Source organism: Allobosea sp. BH3, from assembly GCF_025499465.1.
Classification (GTDB): domain Bacteria; phylum Pseudomonadota; class Alphaproteobacteria; order Rhizobiales; family Beijerinckiaceae; genus Allobosea.
In genome coordinates, this window is the sequence record NZ_JAIMCA010000007.1 from 127,589 (window position 1) to 147,157 (window position 19,569).

15 protein-coding genes are annotated in these 19,569 nt (G+C 66.9%); 7 read left to right on the forward strand and 8 right to left on the reverse strand.

Features of this window, described 5'->3' with window-relative positions:
• Positions 1-2: 2 nt before the first annotated feature.
• From BoBH3_RS23035 to BoBH3_RS23055, 5 genes are all read right to left on the reverse strand, one after another.
• On the reverse strand, positions 3-1,136 hold the full coding sequence (locus BoBH3_RS23035; protein WP_262333199.1) for a coiled-coil domain-containing protein: 1,134 nt from the start codon (positions 1,134-1,136) through the stop codon (positions 3-5).
• A gap of 279 nt (positions 1,137-1,415) precedes the next feature.
• A complete protein-coding gene (locus BoBH3_RS23040; protein ID WP_262333200.1) occupies positions 1,416-3,737 on the reverse strand; it encodes a xanthine dehydrogenase family protein molybdopterin-binding subunit in 2,322 nt (773 codons plus the stop codon).
• 224 nt (positions 3,738-3,961) lie between these two features.
• Positions 3,962-5,716, reverse strand: a complete 1,755-nt coding sequence (locus tag BoBH3_RS23045) for an ABC transporter ATP-binding protein (protein ID WP_410050639.1) — start codon at positions 5,714-5,716, stop codon at positions 3,962-3,964.
• Between the two features lie 23 nt (positions 5,717-5,739).
• Positions 5,740-6,603, reverse strand: coding sequence for an ATP-binding cassette domain-containing protein (locus tag BoBH3_RS23050; RefSeq protein WP_262333202.1), 864 nt, complete (start codon positions 6,601-6,603; stop codon positions 5,740-5,742).
• A 90-nt stretch (positions 6,604-6,693) separates the two neighbouring features.
• Positions 6,694-7,581 (reverse strand): AraC family transcriptional regulator, encoded by an 888-nt coding sequence (locus tag BoBH3_RS23055; protein ID WP_262333203.1) that lies wholly within the window; start codon positions 7,579-7,581, stop codon positions 6,694-6,696.
• A gap of 229 nt (positions 7,582-7,810) precedes the next feature.
• On the opposite strand from BoBH3_RS23055, the gene BoBH3_RS23060 reads away from it, so the two are divergent.
• The 3 genes from BoBH3_RS23060 (at position 7,811) to fhuB (ending at position 12,979) form a co-directional block, all read left to right on the forward strand.
• On the forward strand, positions 7,811-10,030 hold the full coding sequence (locus tag BoBH3_RS23060; protein ID WP_262333204.1) for a TonB-dependent siderophore receptor: 2,220 nt from the start codon (positions 7,811-7,813) through the stop codon (positions 10,028-10,030).
• A 68-nt stretch (positions 10,031-10,098) separates the two neighbouring features.
• Positions 10,099-10,989 carry an ABC transporter substrate-binding protein gene (locus BoBH3_RS23065; RefSeq protein WP_262333205.1) on the forward strand — a complete coding sequence of 297 codons (891 nt, stop codon included), beginning with the start codon at positions 10,099-10,101 and terminating at the stop codon, positions 10,987-10,989.
• Positions 10,982-12,979, forward strand: coding sequence for a Fe(3+)-hydroxamate ABC transporter permease FhuB (gene fhuB, locus BoBH3_RS23070; RefSeq protein WP_262333206.1), 1,998 nt, complete (start codon positions 10,982-10,984; stop codon positions 12,977-12,979). Before BoBH3_RS23065 ends, fhuB begins: the two co-directional genes overlap by 8 nt.
• A 133-nt stretch (positions 12,980-13,112) precedes the next feature.
• Here the strand turns inward: fhuB and BoBH3_RS23075 are convergent, their stop codons facing one another.
• From BoBH3_RS23075 to BoBH3_RS23085, 3 genes are all read right to left on the reverse strand, one after another.
• Positions 13,113-13,955: an alpha/beta fold hydrolase gene (locus tag BoBH3_RS23075; RefSeq protein ID WP_262333207.1), complete on the reverse strand. Its 843-nt coding sequence runs from the start codon at positions 13,953-13,955 to the stop codon at positions 13,113-13,115.
• Positions 13,952-14,131 carry a hypothetical protein gene (locus BoBH3_RS23080; RefSeq protein ID WP_262333208.1) on the reverse strand — a complete coding sequence of 60 codons (180 nt, stop codon included), beginning with the start codon at positions 14,129-14,131 and terminating at the stop codon, positions 13,952-13,954. Before BoBH3_RS23080 ends, BoBH3_RS23075 begins: the two co-directional genes overlap by 4 nt.
• Before the next feature lie 174 nt (positions 14,132-14,305).
• Positions 14,306-14,869: a helix-turn-helix domain-containing protein gene (locus tag BoBH3_RS23085; RefSeq protein ID WP_262333209.1), complete on the reverse strand. Its 564-nt coding sequence runs from the start codon at positions 14,867-14,869 to the stop codon at positions 14,306-14,308.
• A gap of 314 nt (positions 14,870-15,183) precedes the next feature.
• Here BoBH3_RS23085 and BoBH3_RS23090 point away from each other — a divergent pair, with 314 nt between their 5' ends.
• The 4 genes from BoBH3_RS23090 (at position 15,184) to BoBH3_RS23105 (ending at position 19,502) form a co-directional block, all read left to right on the forward strand.
• On the forward strand, positions 15,184-16,500 hold the full coding sequence (locus tag BoBH3_RS23090) for an MFS transporter (RefSeq protein WP_262333210.1): 1,317 nt from the start codon (positions 15,184-15,186) through the stop codon (positions 16,498-16,500).
• Between the two features lie 64 nt (positions 16,501-16,564).
• On the forward strand, positions 16,565-17,155 hold the full coding sequence (locus tag BoBH3_RS23095) for an MOSC domain-containing protein (protein ID WP_262333211.1): 591 nt from the start codon (positions 16,565-16,567) through the stop codon (positions 17,153-17,155).
• 6 nt (positions 17,156-17,161) lie between these two features.
• On the forward strand, positions 17,162-18,109 hold the full coding sequence (locus tag BoBH3_RS23100) for a PDR/VanB family oxidoreductase (protein ID WP_262333212.1): 948 nt from the start codon (positions 17,162-17,164) through the stop codon (positions 18,107-18,109).
• Positions 18,110-18,464: 355 nt separating this feature from the next.
• Positions 18,465-19,502, forward strand: a complete 1,038-nt coding sequence (locus BoBH3_RS23105) for an ABC transporter substrate-binding protein (protein WP_410050640.1) — start codon at positions 18,465-18,467, stop codon at positions 19,500-19,502.
• Positions 19,503-19,569: the final 67 nt, after the last annotated feature.

A 19,569-nucleotide genomic window follows, 5' to 3' on the forward strand; every position in this document is an offset into this window, starting at 1 on the left:
CGTCAGTCCTGCCCCGAGGCCGCCTTCAGCTTCGGCTCGCCCTCGTAGTCGGGCGCACGGGCCTCGATCGCCTGGCGGTTGCGCGACATGGCCTCGATGAGCTGGCGGTTGGAGTGCTCCAGCGTCCCGACATGGTCGATGTGGTGGCGCAGATCGTTGCGCAGCTGCTGGTTGACGCCGGTGAGGAAGTCGGACTTCGACTGCAGCGCCGAGATCTTGATGTCGAGGTCGTAGAGCTTCTTGTCGCGCTGGGCGACATCCTCGGTCAGCTTGCGCTCGCGTTCCGCGGCGGCGGTGGCCTGGGCCTCCAGCTCCTTGATCGTCTGCAGGGCGTGGACGATGCGCGCCTGGGCCGCGCTCGCGGCGTCGTTGGCGTCCTCGCGGTCGGCGACCATCTTCTCGGTCAGAGAGGAGAGGTCCCGCTGCAGGCGCTGGTTCTCGCCGTTCGAGGCGACGAGGTCCGATCGCAGGATCGCGACCTCACGCGAGAGGTTCTGCGTCGAGGCCGATTTCTCAAGCAGCTTCTGCTCGACGACCTGCCGCTCCTCGGTCAACCGCTGGATGCGCGAATCGGAGCCGGAGAGCTTCTGGAGAAGCCCGTTACACTCCCCCTGCAGCTTGCCGTACTCGGTTTCGAGCCCGGAAAGCTGATCCTGCGTCTTGTCGAGCGAGGCGCGGCTGCGGTGCAGCTCCTCCTCGTAGCGGATCGCCAGCGGACGATAATGCTCCAGCTCGATCCTGAGCCCTGAGATCTCGCGATCCTGCTGGTTGCGGATGCCGGAGAGTTCCTCGATCTGCGCCGCCTGGTCCTGCGCCATCTGGACGAATTTCGGCAGCACCTGCTGCATCGTCGCCGTGCGCGTCATCAGCAGGTCGAGCTGGACGGACCAGTTCGAGATCTTGGCGAATTCGGTCTGGAGCTCGTTGGACTGGTCGCTGATCGCGGTCATCAGCTGACCGATCTCATGCGAGCTGTTAGGCCGGGCATGGGTCGGCTGCGGCGCGACAGTAATGAGCGGTGGTTCGCCGGGCTCGTTGGCAGCACGTTCGGGGGTGCGCGACATGGCTGGGTATTCCGGCGCGCGCGGCATGGACGGCTCCAGCCGCGCATGCTGCTCCTCGCCGCGTCCGCTCATCAGACGCTTCAGCCTGTCACCGATCATGACGCCACCCCACCCCTGTCCCCTCGACGCCGGGACACCGCCTTTGGCGTTTGGTCAGCAAAGGGCCCGGCGGGTCGCAACGCAATCCCGCCGGTGCCGATTCCGGTGAGTTGCAAACAACTTCTTAAGAGCTGTGTAGTTTGGGCCTCAGGTACCCCGATCGCCGGGCTCCCACCACGCGTCGGCCGACTGTTCCTGGGCGCCCTTTGCTGTGCCCGAGATGATGTGTGGGCTCAGGAAGCGGTCCGCCTATCAGGCGTTTGATCCGGCCGCTTGAGCGTCCCGGATCGCGCGCCAGACCCGTTCCGGGGTCGCCGGCATGTCGATATGTGTGACGCCGAGCGGCCGGAGCGCGTCGAGGATCGCGTGGATCACGGTCTGCGGCGCGCCGATGCAGCCGGCCTGGCCCGCGCCCTTGACGCCGAGCGGATTGGCATTGGTCGGCAGCTCCACCATCGCGAGTTCGAAGCCGGGCAGGTCGGCCGCGCGTGGCATGGCGTAGTCCATGAAGGTCGCGCTCAGGAGCTGGCCGCTGTCGGGGTCGTAGCGGGCCTCCTCCATCAGCGCCTGGCCGATGCCCTGTGCCAGCCCGCCATGGACCTGGGATTCGGTCAGCAGAGGATTGATCAGCGTGCCGTAGTCGTCGACGGCGACATAGCGCAGCAGCGTCACGGCGCCGGTCTCGGGATCGACCTCGATCTCGGCTGTCTGAGCGCCGTTCGGGAAGGTGATGGGGGCGTCGCGATGGGCGCCATGGCTGGCGAGCGGCCGGCCGGTCGTCTCGGCGACATGGCGGGCGACCGTGGCGAGATCGACCTCGCCGGCGCCCGGCGCATGGAACCGCCCGGCCTCGAAGGTGACGGCCTCGGGCGCGGCCTGCAGCAATTGCGCGGCGGCGGGCTTTGCCGTTTCGATCAGCGCACGAGCCGCCAGAACCAGCGCGCCGCCGCCCATATGGAGCGAGCGGGCGCCGCCATGGCCGCCGCCGGTGGGGACGAGCGCGGTGTCGCCCTGGATCAAGCGGAAGCGCTCGACCGGCAGGCCGAGCTGGGCCGAGAGGAGCTGCGCGAAGCTCGTCTCATGGCCCTGGCCGTTCGACTGGGTGCCGACCGCCATGTCGACGCCGCCATCGGGGCGGAAGCTCAGCCAGGCGTCCTCGTTCGGCCCGCCGCGCGAGGTTTCCAGGAAGCAGCCGATGCCGAAGCCGCGCAGCTTGCCGCGGAGGCGGGATTCGGCGCGCCGGTGCCGGAAGCCGGCGCGGTCGGCGGCCTCGACGACGCGGTCGAGATTGCCGCTGAAGCTGCCGCAGTCGATGACGGCGCCGAACGGCTTCCGATAGGGGAATTTCCGGATGAAGTTGCGCTTGCGGAGCTTGGCGGAGTCGATGCTCAACTTCTGCGCCGCCTTTTCCACAAGCCGCTCGATCAGGTAGTTCGCCTCCGGCTTGCCGGCGCCGCGATAGGCGTCGATCGGCGCCGTGTTGGTGAAGGCGCAACGGACATCCATGGTCATGGCCGGGATGTCGTAGAGCCCGCCCATGGCGGGTGTCGGCGCGGTCGTGGCGCTGCCCGGACCGAGCGACGAGACATAGGCGCCGATATTGGCGATGGTCTCGACGGCGAGCGCCAGGAAGCGCCCCTTCTCGTCGAAGGCTAGCCGGCCCGTCGTCAGATTGTCGCGAGAATGGGCACCGCCGGTGAAATCCTCGATGCGGTCGGCCAGCCAGCGCACCGGCCGGCCAAGGCGCTCGGCTGCGACCAGCAACAGGGCATATTCGGGATAGGTGACGTTCTTCATGCCGAAGCCGCCGCCCACATCGGGGCAGGCGACGTCGATCCGCTCCGGCGCGATGCCGAGAACCTCCGCAAGCTCGCGGCGGATGTCGTGGACGGAGGCGCCGCTGAGCGAGAGCCGGTAGCGCCCGCTCGCCGGATCAAAATGCCCCAGCGCGGCGCGCGGCTCCATGGCTGCGGCCACGATCCGGTTGTTGACGACCCGGCAGCTCACGACATGGGCCGCCTTTTCAAAGGCTGCCGATACCGCCGCCTCGTCGCCGAGGCGATAGCGCAGGGCGAGATTGCCGGGCGCTTCCGGCCAGATCTCGGGCGCGTCTGGTCCCACCGCGGCGGCGAGATCCGTGACGGCTGGCAGGATGTCGTAGTCGACTGCGATCAGCTCGCAGGCCTCGCGCGCGGCTTCGGCTGTCTCGGCCACGACGAAGGCGACGGGATCGCCGACATGCCGGGCATGGCCCCGCGCTAGCGGCGGCCGCGGCGGCACGATCAGCGGCGGCTGGCCGACGATCTTCAGCGAGCAGGGCAGGGAGCCGAGGCCCTCGATCTCCGCTGCCGTATAGACCGCGCTGACTCCCGGCAGTTCGAGCGCGGCCTGTGCGTCGATGGATAGGATCGCGGCATGGGCATGGGGCGAGCGGAGCACCATCGCATGCAGGGCACCGCTGATCGCCTCGTCGTCCTGATAATGTCCCTTGCCGGTGAGGAAACGCTCGTCCTCGAAGCGGCGCAGTGAGCGCGGATCCGCTGGTGCCTGCCAGCCTGCGCCGGCCGTCGTCATGTCAAGCCGCTTCACGGAAGCCGGCCCGGAGCCGGCAGTCGGATCGCTATGCGCCGACGAAATTCAAGGGCAATGGTCGAGAGCACCGTGGAGCCGATCTTCGCGGGGAATGTCCGGCGGAGACTCCACCGTTTCGCCCCCCTTCGCAAGCGCAGCAAACGGATGGTGCTCGGGCGTCCGGCTCATGGAAGCGGATACGGGCTGCCCGCTGCAGGCAAAGCGCGTCAGGCGACGGCGTTCTGCGCATTCTCCCCGCTTTCGCTCATCTGCGCGGCGTGGAGCCTGCGATAGCGGCCTTCCTGGCGGGCCAGAAGCTGGGCGTGGCTACCCTGCTCGACGACCTTCCCGTTCTCGACGACGACGATCCGGTCCGCATTGGCGATGGTCGCCAGCCGGTGGGCGATGACGAGCGTGGTCCGCCCCTGCGAGAGTTCCGTCAGCGATTGCTGGATCGCCTTCTCGGTCTCCGTGTCCAGCGCGGAGGTGGCCTCGTCAAGGATCAGGATCGGCGGGTTCTTCAGGAAGATGCGGGCGATGGCGAGCCGCTGCTTCTGGCCGCCGGAGAGCTTGACCCCGCGCTCGCCGATGACCGTATCGAGCCCTTCGGGCAGGGCCGCGATGACGCCGTCGAGCCGGGCGCGCTTGGCCGCCTCCCGGATCGCCTCGTCGGAGGCGTCGAGCCGGCCATAGGCGATGTTCTCGCGGATGGTGCCGGCGAACAGGAACACGTCCTGCTGCACGATGCCGATATTCGAGCGCAGCGACTTCAGCGTCATGTCGCGGATGTCGATGCCGTCGATCAGGATCGCGCCGCCGGAGACCTCGTAGAAGCGCGGCAGCAGCGAGCACACGGTCGTCTTGCCGGCGCCGGAGGGGCCGACGAAGGCGATCGTCTCGCCGGCCGTGATGCCGAGATCGAGCCCGGCGACTACCGGCCGGTCCGGGCTGTAGCCGAAGCGCACGTCGCGATAGGCGATGTCGCCCCTGAGCCGCGTCATCTCGGCGGCACCGGGCCGGTCGGCGATGTCGGGACGCGTCGCCAGGAAGGCGAGGTAGCGCTGGAAGCCGGCGATCCCCTTCGGATAGCTCTCGATGACGGCGTTGATCTTGTCGACCGGGCGGAAAAACACGCCCACCAGCAGCAGGAAGCCGACGAATCCGCCCGCTGAAAGCTCGCCGCGCACGACGAACCAGCCGCCCGCCAGCATCACGACGACCTGTACGAAGCGCATCGAGAGATAGGAGAGCGAGGTCGAGGCGGCCATCAGCTTGTAGGCGGCGAGCTTGGTGTCGCGGTAATTGCGGTTACTCTCGGCGAAGAGCCGGCGCTCATGGTCCTCGTTGGCGAAGGCCTGGACCACGCGGATGCCGCCGACATTCTCCTCGATGCGGGCATTGAAATCGCCGACGCTGCGGTAGAGCGCGTGCCAGTTCGTGGTCATGCGGCTGCCGTAGCGGATGGTGACGAAGGCCGTGAGCGGTACGACGAGCGCGGTCACGACGGCGAGTTGAGGATGCACCCACAGCATCAGCGCGAAGGCGCCGATCAGGGTCATGATCGCGATGAACAGGTCCTCCGGGCCGTGATGGGCGACCTCTCCGATCTCCTCGAGGTCCTTGGTCAGCCTCGCGACGAGGTGGCCGGTCTTCTGGTTGTCGAAGAAGCCGAAGGAAAGCTTCTGCAGATGGTCGAAGGCCTTGGCGCGCATCTCGGTCTCGATGCCGATGCCGAGCATGTGCCCCCAATAGACGACGATCACCTGCAGCCCGGCGCTGAGCAGATAGGCGACGAGCAGGCCGGCTGCCGCCAGCGCGATCAGGCCGAGCTCCCCGGTCGGCAGGAGCCGGTCGATGAACAGCGTCACGGCGACAGGAAAGGCGAGCTCCAGCAGGCCGGCCGCGACCGCGCTGCAAAAGTCCAGCAAGAACAGGCCGCGATGCGGCCGGTAATAGGCGGCGAACCGCTTGATCAGGTCCATCAAGGTCTCCGCGGGATCGCGCTTCAGGCGGGAAGGGCGATCGGGCGCTGCGTCTGTGGATGCGCGAGGACGCTCATCTCGAGGCCGTAGATACGGGCAAGCTGCTGCGAGGTCATCACCTGATCCGGCGTTCCCCTGACGATCATCCTGCCCGAATGCAACGCGATGATCTCGTCGCAGAAGCGCGCGGCCATGTTGACGTCATGCAGCACGACGACGACGCCGAGCCCGCGTTCCGCCGAGAGCCGGTGCACCAGCGAGAGCACCTCGATCTGATGGGCTATGTCGAGGGCCGAGGTCGGCTCGTCGAGGAGCAGGCATTCGGCGTCCTGCGCGACCAGCATCGCGAGCCAGACGCGCTGGCGCTCGCCGCCGGAGAGGGTATCGACCAGCCGGTCGGCGAAGGGCTCGACATCGGTGAGCGCCATGGCTTCCGCGACCTTCTCGCGGTCCTTCGCCCCGAAGCGGCCCAGCGCGCCGTGCCAGGGATAGCGACCGAGCGCGACCAGTTCCTTGACCAGCATGCCTGAGGAGGGCGGGGTCTGCTGCGGCAGATAGGCGACCTTGCGCGCGAAGGCGCGGCCGCTCCAGTCGTTCAGTGCCTTGCCCTCGAAGCGGATCGTGCCGCCCGAGGCGGGCTGCTGGCGGGCCATCAGCTTGAGCAGCGTCGACTTGCCGGAGCCATTATGGCCGATGAGACCGATCACGCGGCGTGCGGGCAGGGACAAGGAGAGGGGCGCGAGCAGATCGCGACCGGGCACGCTGAAGGAAGCGCCCTCCAGTTCGAAAAGATCGGCTTGGCCGGCCGCATCTGCCCGCGCCAGCGAAAGGGCTGGCGCCGCCAGCGGGCCATTTCCGGCCGGAAGTGCAGGGGCCGTGCTTTCCATGATGACTCGCCTTCGGGTCCGCTGAGCATCGTCAGCGTTTCTTCGACCTACACCGCAGGGACGAAGGGTGAAAGTGGGCGCGCGGCAGCTTCAGCCCACAAGCGCCGAGCCGCGCCGCCAGGCGGCAGGCGTCTCACCGACCATGCGCCGGAAGACCCGCGTGAAATGCGCCTGGTCGGAGAAGCCGGCCTCCGCCGCGATCTCGGTCAGCGGCCGGTCGCCCGCCGCGAGCAGGCGCTGGCCGCGTTCGATCCTGGCCTTGAGCTGCCATTGATGCGGCGGCAGGCCGGTCGAGGCCTTGAAGGCGTGGCTGAAATGGGACTGCGACATGCCGACGAGCTCGGCGAGGTTCTGCAGGCGGATCGTGCCGGCGGCGTGCTCGACGATATAGTCGGTCGCGGCCTTGATCTGAGCGCTGGACAGCGGCGTCCGGCGCCGGGGCGCGCTGCCGCGCACGCCGAAGAGGTCGATCAGCACCGCTAGCACCAGCCCGTCGCCATAGAGATCGTGCCGGGCATGAGGCTCGGCGCATTCGCCGGCGATCAGCCGGGCCAGTGTCTGGATGCGCTCGTTCGAGAACATGATGCGCGGCTGCATCAGCAACTCAGGAGACAAGGCCTCGCCGAGCCGCTCGCTCACCTCGGCCGCGTCGAAATGCAGGTCGAGATGGCGGATGCGCATGCGCTGCTGCGTGCGGCCCCAGACCGGCACGCCCGCCGGCATGAAGCTGATCGAATGGACGCGGCCACGGCTGGAGATGCCGGGATCCGAAGGGTTCAACCGCGTCTCGAAATTGCCGCCGACCTTGTCGAGCACAACGAAGAGCCGCGGATGTTCTGAAACGTATTCGCCGCTCGCCCCGGCCTGGCATTCAGCCTGCCAGAGATCGGCGACGACGCCGTTCCAGACCCGGTATTTGAGCGCGCCGATGACGCTGATGCCTTCGCGAACCGAACGCATGCGCGGCTGGAAACCCATCCTGACCTCTTCCGATGGCGGGGCGGTTGCGCCGCATTGCGTGACCGAAATGCAACGCGAAGGCAAGACTATAGCTGCGCGCCCAAGAACGTTCAATGCATGGCAGGAACGATCAATCCCAATTATCGCAACGATGATACGGGATCGAACAAAGCGTTACTCGCATTTTGAATGATTCTAAATTTGAGTAATTCTGATCAAGGACGCAAGGCTGGGGATTGATCTGAGTATGTGCTACGTTCGTAACATGAAGATGCAATTTATTCTTTGCTCCACTGCGTCTGCGGCCGCGCTTCTTTACGGTGCGGCGGCGTTTTCCCAGACTTCGCCTCAGCCGACGGTGCAGCTCGATACGATCACGGTCGAAGGCCAGGCCGAGACGGCGACCGGCCCGGTTAACGGCTATGTCGCCACGCGCTCGGCCACCGGCTCGAAGGACAACACGCCGATCATTGCGATTCCGCAGGCGGTTTCCGTCGTCGGGCGCGAGGAGATCGACGACCGCAAGGCGCTCAAGGTCGACGAGGCGCTGCGCTATACCGCCGGCGTGGCCGCCCAGACCTTCGGCCCCGATCCCGATACGGACTGGTTCTTCATCCGCGGCTTCCAGGCGACACAGACCGGCGTCTTCATGGATGGGCTGCAGCTCTATTCCTACGGCTTCGGCGGCTTCCAGATCGATCCGTTCCTGCTGGAGCGCGTCGAGGTGCTGAAAGGTCCGGCCTCGGTGCTCTATGGCGGCGCCAATCCGGGCGGCATCATCAACCTCGTTAGCAAGCGCCCCAACGGCAAGAATTTCGGATTCGTCGAGGCCGGCATCAACAATTTCGGCAATGCCTATAGCGCCTTCGACATCGGCGTCAGCGACAAGGCGGGCGTCTGGAGCACGCGCCTGACCGGCAAGATCTCCGGCGGCGACCAGTACACCGATTATTCCAAGGATTTCCGCGGCGTGATCATGCCGCAGATCACCTATCAGCCCACGGGCGCGACCCGCTTCACCGCCTACGGCATGTATGCGGCGCTCGACCAGGTCCACGTCGGCGGTGGCTTCCTGCCTTATGTCGGCACGGTGGTGAACGCGCCCTTCGGCAAGATCCCCCGCAAGGCCTTCTATGGCGAGCCGGCCATCGACGATCAGGAGCGCACCCAGACGCTGCTCGGCTATGAGTTCCAGCACCAGTTGGCCAACAACTGGAACTTCACGCAGAACCTGCGCTACGGCGTGATGACGGGCTCGCAGCTCGGGCCGTATGGCTATGGCTATTTCGGGCCGGATGCGCTCTTCGGCAATCGTTTCCAGCCGCTCGGCCCCGATTATCAGCTTTACCGTATCGGCTTCCAGGAGCGGACGCGGGTCCAGACCTTCACGGTCGACAATCGCGTCGACGGCAAGGTCGACACCGGGCCGCTGCAGCATTCGCTGCTGTTCGGCGTCGACTACAAGTACTTCAATATCGATCACACCCAGGCCTCGGGCGGCGCGACGCCGATCAGCGTCACCAACCCGGTCTATGGCGCGCCGCAGGGCCTGCCCGGGGTCTATCTCGACCAGGACCTCAAGCACCATCAGCTCGGCTTCTACGCGCAGGACCAGATCCGCTTCGGTGGCGGCTGGCTGCTGACGCTGAACGGCCGCTACGACTATGTCGACAAGAAGTCGGTCAGCGCGCCGGGGCTGCTGTTCTCGCCGAGCTACGAGAAGAAGGAGGCCGCCTGGAGCGGGCGCGCCGGCCTCGGCTACGAGTTCGCCAGCGGGCTCACACCCTATGTCAGCGCGGCGACGTTCTTCAATCCTGTGTTCGATGCGAATCCGAACCTCACGGGCGGCGCGGCCCAGCCCTTCCGCCCGGAAGAGGGGCGGCAGTTCGAGGCGGGCGTGAAGTACAAACCAACCTTCATGGACGCGCTGTTCACGGCCTCGTTCTTCCACCTGACCAAGCAGAACGTGCTGAACCCGGCGCCGACCGTGATCAACCCCTTCGCCCAGAACCAGCTCGGCGAAGTGACCTCGCGCGGCTTCGAGTTCGAGGCCAAGGCCAACATCACCAAGGATCTGAAGCTGCTCGCCTCCTTCACCGCCTTCGATCTGAAGACGACCAAGGACATGCGCCCGGCGCTGGTCGACAAGACGCCCATCGTCGTTCCGGAGGTGATGGCTTCGGGCTGGCTCGACTACACCGTGCCGGACGGCTTCTTCAAAGGCGTCGGGCTCGGTGCGGGCGTCCGCTATGTCGGCCGTTCCTTCGCCGATGCCGAGAACACGCTGAAGGTGCCGTCCGCGACGCTGGTCGATGCCGCGATCCGCTACCAGATCGGCAACTGGGGTATGGCGGTGAACGTCACCAACCTGTTCGACAAGGCCTATGTGAAGAGCTGCAACGGCTATTCCGGCTGCGGCTACGGCGATGCCCGCACCGTCACCGTCTCGGCGAACTACCGCTGGTAGTCGGTGCAACCCGCCGCTATCGAAGGCCGCGGCCCGGCGCTGCGGCCTTCGGCTATGCTAAAGTCAGCATGATCCCTACCAAGCCATCTCCCACACGACGCAGCGCGCTGGCGCTCTTGGCCGCAGCCGGCCTGCCGCTGCCTGCGCAGGCCGCAGGTCTGCGTATCGCGACCGTCGACTGGTCGGTGCTGGAAACCCTGCTCGCCCTCGATGCCCCGCCCGTCGCGGCGCCGGAGCTGCTGCAGTTCCGCGAGGTCGCGGTCGAGCCGGCGGTGCCCGCGAGCGTCACCGATCTCGGCCTGCGCGGCACGATCAATTTCGAACTGCTGCTCTTGTCGCGACCGGAGTTGATCTTCTCGTCGAGCTTCTATGTCGGCTCCGAGCCGCGGCTGCGACGGATCGCGCCGGTCGAGAGCTTTTCCGTTTATGCCGCCGGACGGCCGCCCTATGAGCCCGCGCTCGCCATGACCCGCGGCATCGGCGCGCGGCTCGGCATCGCCGCGCGGGCCGAGCGCTACATCGCCGAGACCGAGGCCGAGCTTGCCAGCCTGCGCGAGAAGCTGAAGCCCTATGCCTCGCGCCCGGTGATCCCGATTAATCTTGGCGACGCGCGGCACATGCGGGTCTTCGGAGGCGATAGCCTGTTCGGCGAGGTGCTGAAGCGGCTCGGCCTCGCCAATGCCTGGGTGGACCAGACGAGCTATTCCGCAATGGCGCCGATCGGCCTGGAAGCGCTCGCGCGCGTGCCGGACGCCTTCATCGCGTTGATCCCGCCCGTGCCGCCGGGAGCGATGGAAACGCTTGCGCGCAGCGCCTTCTGGAATGCGCTGCCCAATTTGCGCGAAGGCCGGCTGCTCCCGCTCGCCTCGATCAATCCCTATGGCGGGTTGCCGGCTGCACGGCGCTTTGCGCGGCTGCTGACCGAGGCCTTGCTCAAGGCGGGGTCCGCGCATGGCTGACGCCGCCCGGCCCGCGCGCCTGCGCCCCGCCGGCCATCCCGGCGCCTGGCTGCTGGCTGCGCTGATGGCGGCCGTTCTCCTCGCCGTCGTCATAGCGACGCGTCCGCCGCTGCCGGCTTCGCCCGCGCTCGCCCGGACGCTCGAAAGCATCCTGCTCTGGCAGAGCCTGATTCCGCGCGCCGTCACGGCGCTGATCTGCGGCGCTTCGCTGGGGTTGGCCGGCATGCTGCTGCAGCGCGTGCTGCGCAACCCGATCGCCGATGCCTCGACGCTCGGCATCGCCTCCGGGGCCCAGCTCGCGCTGACCGTCGCGACGGCCTATGCGCCCGCGCTGATGGTGCTTTCCAGCGAGGGCGTCGCGCTCGTCGGCGGTGTCGCCGCCGTCGCGCTCGTCCTTGGGCTGAGCTGGCGGCGCGGGCTCGACCCGATGACGGTTGTTCTTTCAGGCATGGTCGTTTCGCTGGTCGCGGCCGCCGCGAGCGCCGCCGTCATCCTCGCCAAGGGCGAATATGTGCTCTCGCTGTTCATCTGGGGCGCCGGCTCGCTCAACCAGCAGAGTTGGGATGCGGTTCTGGCGCTCGGCCCGCGCCTCGTGCTCGGCCTCGCCGCCGCGGCGCTGCTGCTGCGGCCGCTCGCGCTGCTCGGGCTCGACGAGGATGTGGCGCGGGGCCTGGGCCTCGCTTTGCATGCGACACGTTTCGCCGTTCTCGGCATCGCCGTCTGGCTGGCGGCGAGCGTCACGGCCGAGGTTGGCGTTATCGGCTTCGTCGGCCTTGCCGCACCGGCGCTGGCGCGCGAGCTCGGCGCGCGCACGCCGCGGCAGATGCTGCTGGCCGCGCCGACGCTCGGCGCGCTGCTGCTCTCGATCACCGACAGTGCCGTGCAACTGCTCGGCTCCGGCTTCAATGATTTCGCGCCGACCGGCGCCGCGACCGCCCTGTTCGGCGGCCCCTTGCTGCTCTGGCTGATGCGGCGCGTTCCACCGGCTCTGCCGCCGCAGGCGAGCGACCCGGCCTTGCGCTCCGGCCGGACGCTGCGCTCGCTCCGCGCTCTCGGTCCAATCGCCGTGCTCATCGCCGCGCTTGCCGCGCTCGGACTGCTGCTCGGACGAGGGCCGGGGGGGTGGGAGCTTGCAACCGGCTCGCTCTTTTCGGAGCTGCTGCCTTTTCGCGGGCCGCGCCTCGTCGCCGCAGGGGCGGCCGGTGCGCTGCTGGGAGCCGCTGGCTGCCTGATGCAGCGGCTCACGGCCAATCCGCTCGCGGGGCCCGAGGTGCTGGGTGTCAGCGCCGGCGGCGGTGTCGGGCTACTGCTCGCGCTGACGCTCCTGCCGGCGGGCCCCTTCGCGATGCTGGGAGGCATCGCGGTCGGCTCGCTTTCCGTGCTCCTCGTCATGCTGCTCTTCGCCGCTCGTCCGGGCATCGGGCCGCAGCGGCTGCTGCTGGCCGGCATCGCCATGGGCGCACTCTGCATGGCGCTGGTTTCGACGGCACTCGCGCAGGGCGATTTGCGCGCCTACATGCTGCTGGTCTGGCTATCGGGATCGACCAACCGGGCCGGCGAGATCGAAGCCTGGACCGGCCTGATCGCCTGTGTCGTGTTGATCGCGCCCGTGCTGCTCGCGGTGCGCTGGCTCGACATGCTGCCGCTCGGAGAGGCGACGAGCCGCAGCCTCGGTCTGCCAGTCCAAGGCAGCCGCATCGGCCTTGCTGGCCTGGCCGCGTTGATGACGGCGGTTGCATCGCTGCTCGTCGGGCCGCTGAGCCTGATCGGGCTGATCGCCCCGCATATGGCGCGGCTCGCGGGCTTCGCGCGCAGCCGCGACCAGCTGATCGCTTCCGTGCTGATCGGCTGCGGGGTGATGATCCTGGCGGACTGGCTCGCGCGTCTGGTCGCGTTTCCCTATCAGATGCCGGTCGGGCTGTTCGCCGCTCTGATCGGCGGACCTTATCTGATCTGGCTGCTCAACCGCGGGGGAAGCCGGCAGGGCTGACGCCGCCGAGCTTCGCGGGCTGACGGTCGTCGGGCGAGGGCAGAGTTGGAGGCTGTGGGCTTCCGGCGAAGCGCAACGTCATCCCAGGCTGGACCCGGGATGACGCGATGGTTGCTTGCAACGCCAGCGCGTGTCAGCCCTTCACGAAGGCGAGCAGGTCGGCGTTCAGCACGTCGGCGTGGGTCGTCAGCATGCCGTGCGGGAAGCCCGGATAGACCTTGAGCGTGCCGTTCTTCAGGTGCTTGATCGATTCGTGCGCAGAGGCGCCGATCGGCACGATCTGGTCGTCGTCGCCGTGGAGGACCAGCGTCGGCACGCTGATCGCCTTCAGATCCCCGGTCTGGTCGGTCTCCGAGAAAGCCTTGATGCCGTCGTAATGGGCCTTGGCGCCGCCCATCATGCCCTGACGCCACCAGTTGCGGATCACGCCTTCGTCGACCTTCGCGCCCGGCCGGTTGTAGCCGTAGAACGGCCCGGTCGGGACATCGAGGAAGAACTGCGCACGGTTGTCCGCCAGCGCCTTGCGGAAGCCGTCGAAGACCTCGATCGGCAGGCCGCCGGGATTGCTCGCGGTCTTGACCATGAGCGGCGGCACGGCGCTGACCAGCACGGCCTTGGCGACGCGGCCCTGCGGCTCGCCGAACTTGGCGACATAGCGGGCAACCTGGCCGCCGCCGGTCGAGTGGCCGATATGGACGCTGTTCCTGAGGTCGAGATGCTCGAACACCGCCGAAGCATCGGCGGCGTAGTGATCCATGTCGTGGCCGTCCCAGACCTGCGTTGAGCGGCCATGACCGCGCCGGTCGGTGGCGACGACGCGATAGCCATGGCCGAGGAAGAACAGCATCTGCCCGTCCCAGTCATCGGAGGACAGCGGCCAGCCATGGTGGAACACGATCGGCTGGGCGTCCTTCGGCCCCCAATCCTTGTAGAAGATCTCGACGCCGTCCTTGGTCTTCACGAAACCGCTGGTCATTTTGCTCTCTCCTTCAAAATTGGGTGACGGGTCGATCCGCTCTGCGCGAGCGCATCGGTTGACAGCAGGGCGACAGCGGCAAGTGCCGGCATCGCCGTGACGAGCTCGCGACGGGAGAAGCCGGAAGCCCCATCAGGGCCGCGCTCGCCGAACATGGATGAACTGGCCATGCCCATGTTCGCTTCTCCAGGTCGGATACTGACGAAGGGAAGCTGGAGCGGGAAGGCCGACCAACGGGATTCTACGCTCGGTTGCAAGAACCATACGAAGCTGTGATCCGGGCGCTCAACGATGCAGTGCCTCCATCCGCCTGCAAGGGTGGCGGCGCCTGCCCATCATGAGTGCAGCGCCTAATCGTGGGGTGCGGCGATCACCACCAGCGCCTGCGCTTTCCGGCTGCCGATGCTGCGGACTTCGTGCTGGGAATCCGACGAGAAATAGAGGCAGTCGCCCTGGTTGAGCAGGATCTCCTCGCCGTTCATCCGGATGCCGATCTGGCCGCTGAGGACATAGAGCATCTCCTCGCCGGCATGGCTCGCCCGTGCCGCCGACTTGAAGGGCGGCTGCATGATGAAGGGCTCCATGATCTTGCCTGTCCGGCTAGCCGCGAGCGGCGAGAGCCAGAAGCCGCCATAGCCGGGCGAGGGCGGATCGTCCTGGTCATGGCGATAGAGCGAATATTGAGGCGCCGGGGCTGAATCGCGGTTGAAGAGCTGCGCGACGTTCAGCTCCAGCGCATCGGCAATGCGGACCAGCGCGGCGATGGAGGGAGTCTTCAAGCCGCGCTCGACGAGCGAAAGATAGCCGCGCGTCAATCCGCTGAGGGCAGCGAGTTTATCGAGCGTCAGCTCCCGGGCCTGGCGCGCCTCCTTGAGGTTCGCGCCGATCCGCTCGTCCTTGTAAACCGGCTTCACCGTCTGCCCCGTTTCTTGAGCCGCAATATATGCCTGCGCGCCCGGCTGCCCGCAACGGCGTCGATAGCGACTGTTGGTAAACATTCGCTTCGTTGTATTCCTGCGGGAATGACGAAAATTTCGTCAAAGAAACCTGGAGTTTGATCTGAATCGCGCCGATGCGGCGTAGATGAGGCAGCAAGCGCTTGATTTTCGGGCGTGTCTGCGGTTGATTTCTGTCAGTAAACATTATCGCCTTGGAGCCTGTCTGCAGTGCCGAGGGAAGCCGTCACAGGGGAGACGGCACGGCCTGCGCAAGCCAGGTGGAGGTCGAGATGAGCACAGCCGAAGGACTGTCGGTGCCCGGAGCCGTTTCCGAGCAGGCGAGGCAGATGCGGAAGATCGTGACGTCGAGCGTCGTGGGGACGGCGGTCGAATGGTACGACTTCCTGATTTACGGGACGGCGAGCGCGCTCGTCTTCAACAAGCTGTTTTTCCCGTCCGTCGATCCGGCGATCGGTACGATCGCGGCATTCGGCACCTATGCGATCGGCTTTCTGGCCCGGCCGCTGGGCGCGGCGATCTTCGGGCACTATGGCGACCGCCTCGGCCGCAAGGCGATGCTCTCGCTGACGATCATCATCATGGGTCTTGGCACCTTCCTCATCGGGTTGCTGCCGACCTATGAGCAGATCGGCGTCGCCGCGCCGATCCTGCTCGTCGCGTTGCGCTTTCTGCAGGGCATCGGGCTCGGCGGCGAATGGGGCGGGGCGGTGCTGATGGTGGTCGAGAACGCGCCGGCGAAAAAGCGCGGCCTGCTCGGCTCGATGGTGCAGATCGGCAATCCCATCGGCAACCTCGCGGCGATCGGCATGTTCGCGCTGCTGACCCAGCTGCCCGAGCCCGCCTTCCTGTCCTGGGGCTGGCGCATCCCGTTCCTGATCAGCATCCTCCTCGTCGCGGTCGGCCTGTTCATCCGCATGCAGCTGGACGAGACGCCGGCCTTCCGCCAGCTCGAGGCGCGCAAGGAGGTGGCGAAGCTGCCGCTGGTCGAGGTGCTGACGACCTATCGCCGCCCATTCCTGACCGCGGTCGGCCTCAAGCTTTCCGAGATCGCCTATGCCAGCATCGGCGGCGTCTTCGTCATCGCTTACGTCACCGGTACGCTCGGCCTGCCGCGCTCGCTGGTCCTGAACGCGATCTTCCTTTCGGCCGTGGTGGCGCTCGGGGCGATCCCGTTCTTCGGCTGGCTTTCCGACAAGGTCGGCCGCAAGCCGATGTTCTATGCGAGCTGCCTGTTCTCGATGGCCTTCGCCTATCCGATGTTCTGGCTGCTCGACACCAAGGACCCGACCATCATCACCTGGACGATCGTCGCGGCGATCACCTTCGGACAGATGGTCGGCTTCGGCATCGGCGCGCCCTGGTATTCGGAGCTGTTCTCGGCGCGGCTGCGCTACAGCGGTGCTTCGCTGGGCTTCCAGATCGGCGCGGCGCTGAGCGGCGGGCTCACGCCCTTCGCGGCGGCGAGTTTCATGGCCTGGTCGGGCGGCGCGACCTGGCCGATCTCGCTCTACCTGATCGCGCTCGCGCTGTTGACCTTCGTCGCCACGGTGCTGGCGCCAGAGACGGCCGGCAAGGAAATGAACTGACGTAGGCTATCGAAAATGCGATGGCCGGCATCGATGCCGGCCATCGCCTCGCGGAGAAAAAGACATGTCGACCCTCGACACGCAGACCCGGACGGCGGCTACGCCCGAACATATCGCGGCCTTCGACCATCCCGTAGGCAAGATCGCCCGCGAAACGCCCGGCGGTGCGCTCGGCTGGCGTGGGACGCTGCTGCACATCCACATCGCCCCGGCCGCCAGCTTCGAGATGGAGGAGCTCACCGAGGCGCAATGCGTCGCCGGGCGCGGCATCGTCGGAGACCGCTACTATGAAGGCACCGGCAGCTACTCGAAGCGCCCCGACGTGCGCGAGGTCACGCTGATCGAGCAGGAGGCGCTCGACGCGCTCGCCCGCAACGATCCGCCGCTGCAAGAGGGGCCGATCACGCTGCTGCCGGTCGACCATCGGCGCAACCTCACCGTGAAAGGCGTGCCGCTGAACCATCTCGTCGGCCGGCGCTTCCGGGTTGGGGAGGTCGTATTCCGGGGCGGGAGGCTGAACTTTCCCTGCAAGTATCTGGAGGAACTGCTCGGCCTGCCGGTCTTCCTGCCGCTCTACAACCGATCGGGCCTGAATGCCGGCATCGAGAGCGGCGGCGTGATCCGCCCGGGCGATACCATCGAGCTGCTGGACTGACGGCGCATGTCCGCGCGCCTCATCATGAAGCTGCGCGTCGCCGAGGCGCGTTTCATCACCGACGACACACTGCTGCTGCGGCTCGTTCACCCGAGCCGGCCGCAACTGCCGGCCTGGACGGCCGGCGCCCATGTCGACCTGGTGCTGCCGGACGGCAAGGTCCGGCAATACTCGCTCTGCGGCGACCCTGCCGAGCGCGGCAGCTACACGATCGCGGTCAAGCGCGAGGAGGCGGGGCGCGGCGGGTCGGCCTGGATTCAGGAGAGCCTTGTCGAAGGGGCGCTCGCGCATGTTTCGGCGCCCCGCAACAATTTCGCGCTCGCGGAGACAGCCTCGCACCACCTGCTCGTCGCAGGCGGGATCGGCGTGACCCCCATCCTCGCCATGGCGCGCTCGCTCGCGGCGGCGGGCGCCTCGTTCCGTGTCCACTACTGTGCCCGGAGTGCTCCAACCGCTCCGCTGCTTGAAGAACTGCGCGACATCTGCGGTGAGCGCCTGAGCTGCTGGTTCTCGGAGGATGGCCGGCGCTTCACGGCCGCTGCGATCGAGGCTCCGCGTGACGAGGAGCATCTCTATGCCTGCGGGCCGCTCGGCCTGATCGACGATCTCACGGCGCATGCGCTCAGCCTTGGCTGGTCGCCCGAGCAGATCCACGCCGAGAAGTTCCAGGCGCTGCGGGATGAGGATTTCATTCCCGAGGATTTCGAGGTCGAGCTGTCCTCGACCGGGCAGCGGCTGCATGTGCCGGCCTCGTCGACGCTGCTTGCGGTGCTACAGGCCCATGGCGTGCCGATGCGGACCTCCTGCGAGACTGGCATCTGCGGTTCCTGCATCTGCGACTATTCGGCCGGCGACGTCATCCACCGCGATGCCGTGCTCCAGCTCGCGGAGCGTTCGCACCGGGTCGTGCCTTGCGTCTCGAGGGCGAGAGGGACGCTGACGCTCGCGCTCTGACGATCCCGCCGGAATGACGATGGCCTCGGTCGTCGGCGCGACATCGACACGCTACACAATGCGGGCGGTTGCGGACTGCTGGATTACGCGTTCGCTGCTCGGCGGGGCAGGGGCGTCGTCTTGACTTGCCATTCCAATAATGGAATTCCTATTCCAACAAGGTGGCTGAATAAAAAAAATATGCCACGGTTCAGGGGAGGTCGTCGCGCTGCCGGAAGCCGGTTCCTTAGCCAACGATTCGCAGCCGCGCCGGCCAGCACGATCCGTGCTATCCCGTAGCCAAGACGGAGCACCGCGTCAGCGGAAGCCCGCTTCGTGCCAGAACATAAAAAACGGAAATATCAGGGAGGTTCAGATGCATTCGAAATCCTGGCTCCGGGCGGGGCTGTTTGCAGCGGTCGCTACTGCTGCCTTTGCTGCCGCGCCGGCCCGCGCGCAGGGCTCGCTCGTGATGTATTGCGGCGTGCAGGAGGAATGGTGCCGCGCCATGTCGACGGCCTTCGAGAAGGAGACCGGGATCAAGGTCGCGATGACCCGCAAATCGGCGGGCGAGATCTATGCCCAGCTCAAGGCTGAATCCTCGAATCCGCGCGGTGACATCTGGTGGGGCGGCACCGGCGACCCTCATCTGCAGGCGGCGGAAGAAGGCCTGACGCAGGAATATGAATCGCCGAAGAATGCCGAGCTGCATCCCTGGGCACTGGACCAGTGGAAGGCGGCCAAGCAGCGCTCCATCGGCATCTATGCGGGCGCGCTGGGCTTCGGCTTCAACACCGAGCAGATCAAGGCGAAGGGCATCCCCGAGCCGAAATGCTGGGCGGACCTGCTGAATGCAAAGCTGAAGGACGACGTGCAGGTCGCCGATCCCAACTCGTCTGGCACCGCCTACAACCTGCTGGCCACCGTCATCCAGCTGATGGGAGAGGAGAAGGGCTTCGACTATCTGAAGCAGCTCCACAAGAACGTCAGCCAGTATACGAAGTCGGGCGCCGCGCCAGCCAAGGCAGCGAGCCTCGGCGAGACCGCCGTCGGCATCGTCTTCATCCATGATGCGGTGGTGTTCGCCGTGCAGGGCGACCCGATCAAGCCGGTCGCGCCCTGCGAGGGCACGGGCTACGAGATCGGCTCGATGTCGATCGTCAAGGGCGCGCGCAATCTCGACAACGCGAAGAAGTTCTACGACTGGGCCCTGACCCCGGCCGCCCAGGCGCTCGCCGCGCCGGCCAAGTCCTATCAGGTTCCGTCGAACAAGGCCTCGCCGGTGCCGGCGCAGTCTCCGAAGATGGATCAGATGAAGCTGATCAACTACGACTTCGTGAAATACGGCTCCTCGGCCGAGCGTACCCGCCTGCTCGCCAAGTGGGACAAGGAGGTCAAGGCGCTGCCGAAGTAAGGCTGCGTCTTCCGGCGTGTTTCTGGACGATCTCGGAAACACGCCGTCATTCCGGGCTTGACCCGGG

Coding starts and splice junctions, on each gene's coding strand:
- BoBH3_RS23035 (WP_262333199.1), bottom strand. CDS start 1,136: ATGAGCGGACGCGGCGAGGAGCAGCATGCGCGGCTGGAGCCGTCCATG.
- BoBH3_RS23040 (WP_262333200.1), bottom strand. CDS start 3,737: ATGACGACGGCCGGCGCAGGCTGGCAGGCACCAGCGGATCCGCGCTCA.
- BoBH3_RS23045 (WP_410050639.1), bottom strand. CDS start 5,716: ATGGACCTGATCAAGCGGTTCGCCGCCTATTACCGGCCGCATCGCGGC.
- BoBH3_RS23050 (WP_262333202.1), bottom strand. CDS start 6,603: ATGGAAAGCACGGCCCCTGCACTTCCGGCCGGAAATGGCCCGCTGGCG.
- BoBH3_RS23055 (WP_262333203.1), bottom strand. CDS start 7,581: ATGGGTTTCCAGCCGCGCATGCGTTCGGTTCGCGAAGGCATCAGCGTC.
- BoBH3_RS23060 (WP_262333204.1), top strand. CDS start 7,811: ATGTGCTACGTTCGTAACATGAAGATGCAATTTATTCTTTGCTCCACT.
- BoBH3_RS23065 (WP_262333205.1), top strand. CDS start 10,099: ATGATCCCTACCAAGCCATCTCCCACACGACGCAGCGCGCTGGCGCTC.
- fhuB (WP_262333206.1), top strand. CDS start 10,982: ATGGCTGACGCCGCCCGGCCCGCGCGCCTGCGCCCCGCCGGCCATCCC.
- BoBH3_RS23075 (WP_262333207.1), bottom strand. CDS start 13,955: ATGACCAGCGGTTTCGTGAAGACCAAGGACGGCGTCGAGATCTTCTAC.
- BoBH3_RS23080 (WP_262333208.1), bottom strand. CDS start 14,131: ATGGGCATGGCCAGTTCATCCATGTTCGGCGAGCGCGGCCCTGATGGG.
- BoBH3_RS23090 (WP_262333210.1), top strand. CDS start 15,184: ATGAGCACAGCCGAAGGACTGTCGGTGCCCGGAGCCGTTTCCGAGCAG.
- BoBH3_RS23095 (WP_262333211.1), top strand. CDS start 16,565: ATGTCGACCCTCGACACGCAGACCCGGACGGCGGCTACGCCCGAACAT.
- BoBH3_RS23100 (WP_262333212.1), top strand. CDS start 17,162: ATGTCCGCGCGCCTCATCATGAAGCTGCGCGTCGCCGAGGCGCGTTTC.
- BoBH3_RS23105 (WP_410050640.1), top strand. CDS start 18,465: ATGCATTCGAAATCCTGGCTCCGGGCGGGGCTGTTTGCAGCGGTCGCT.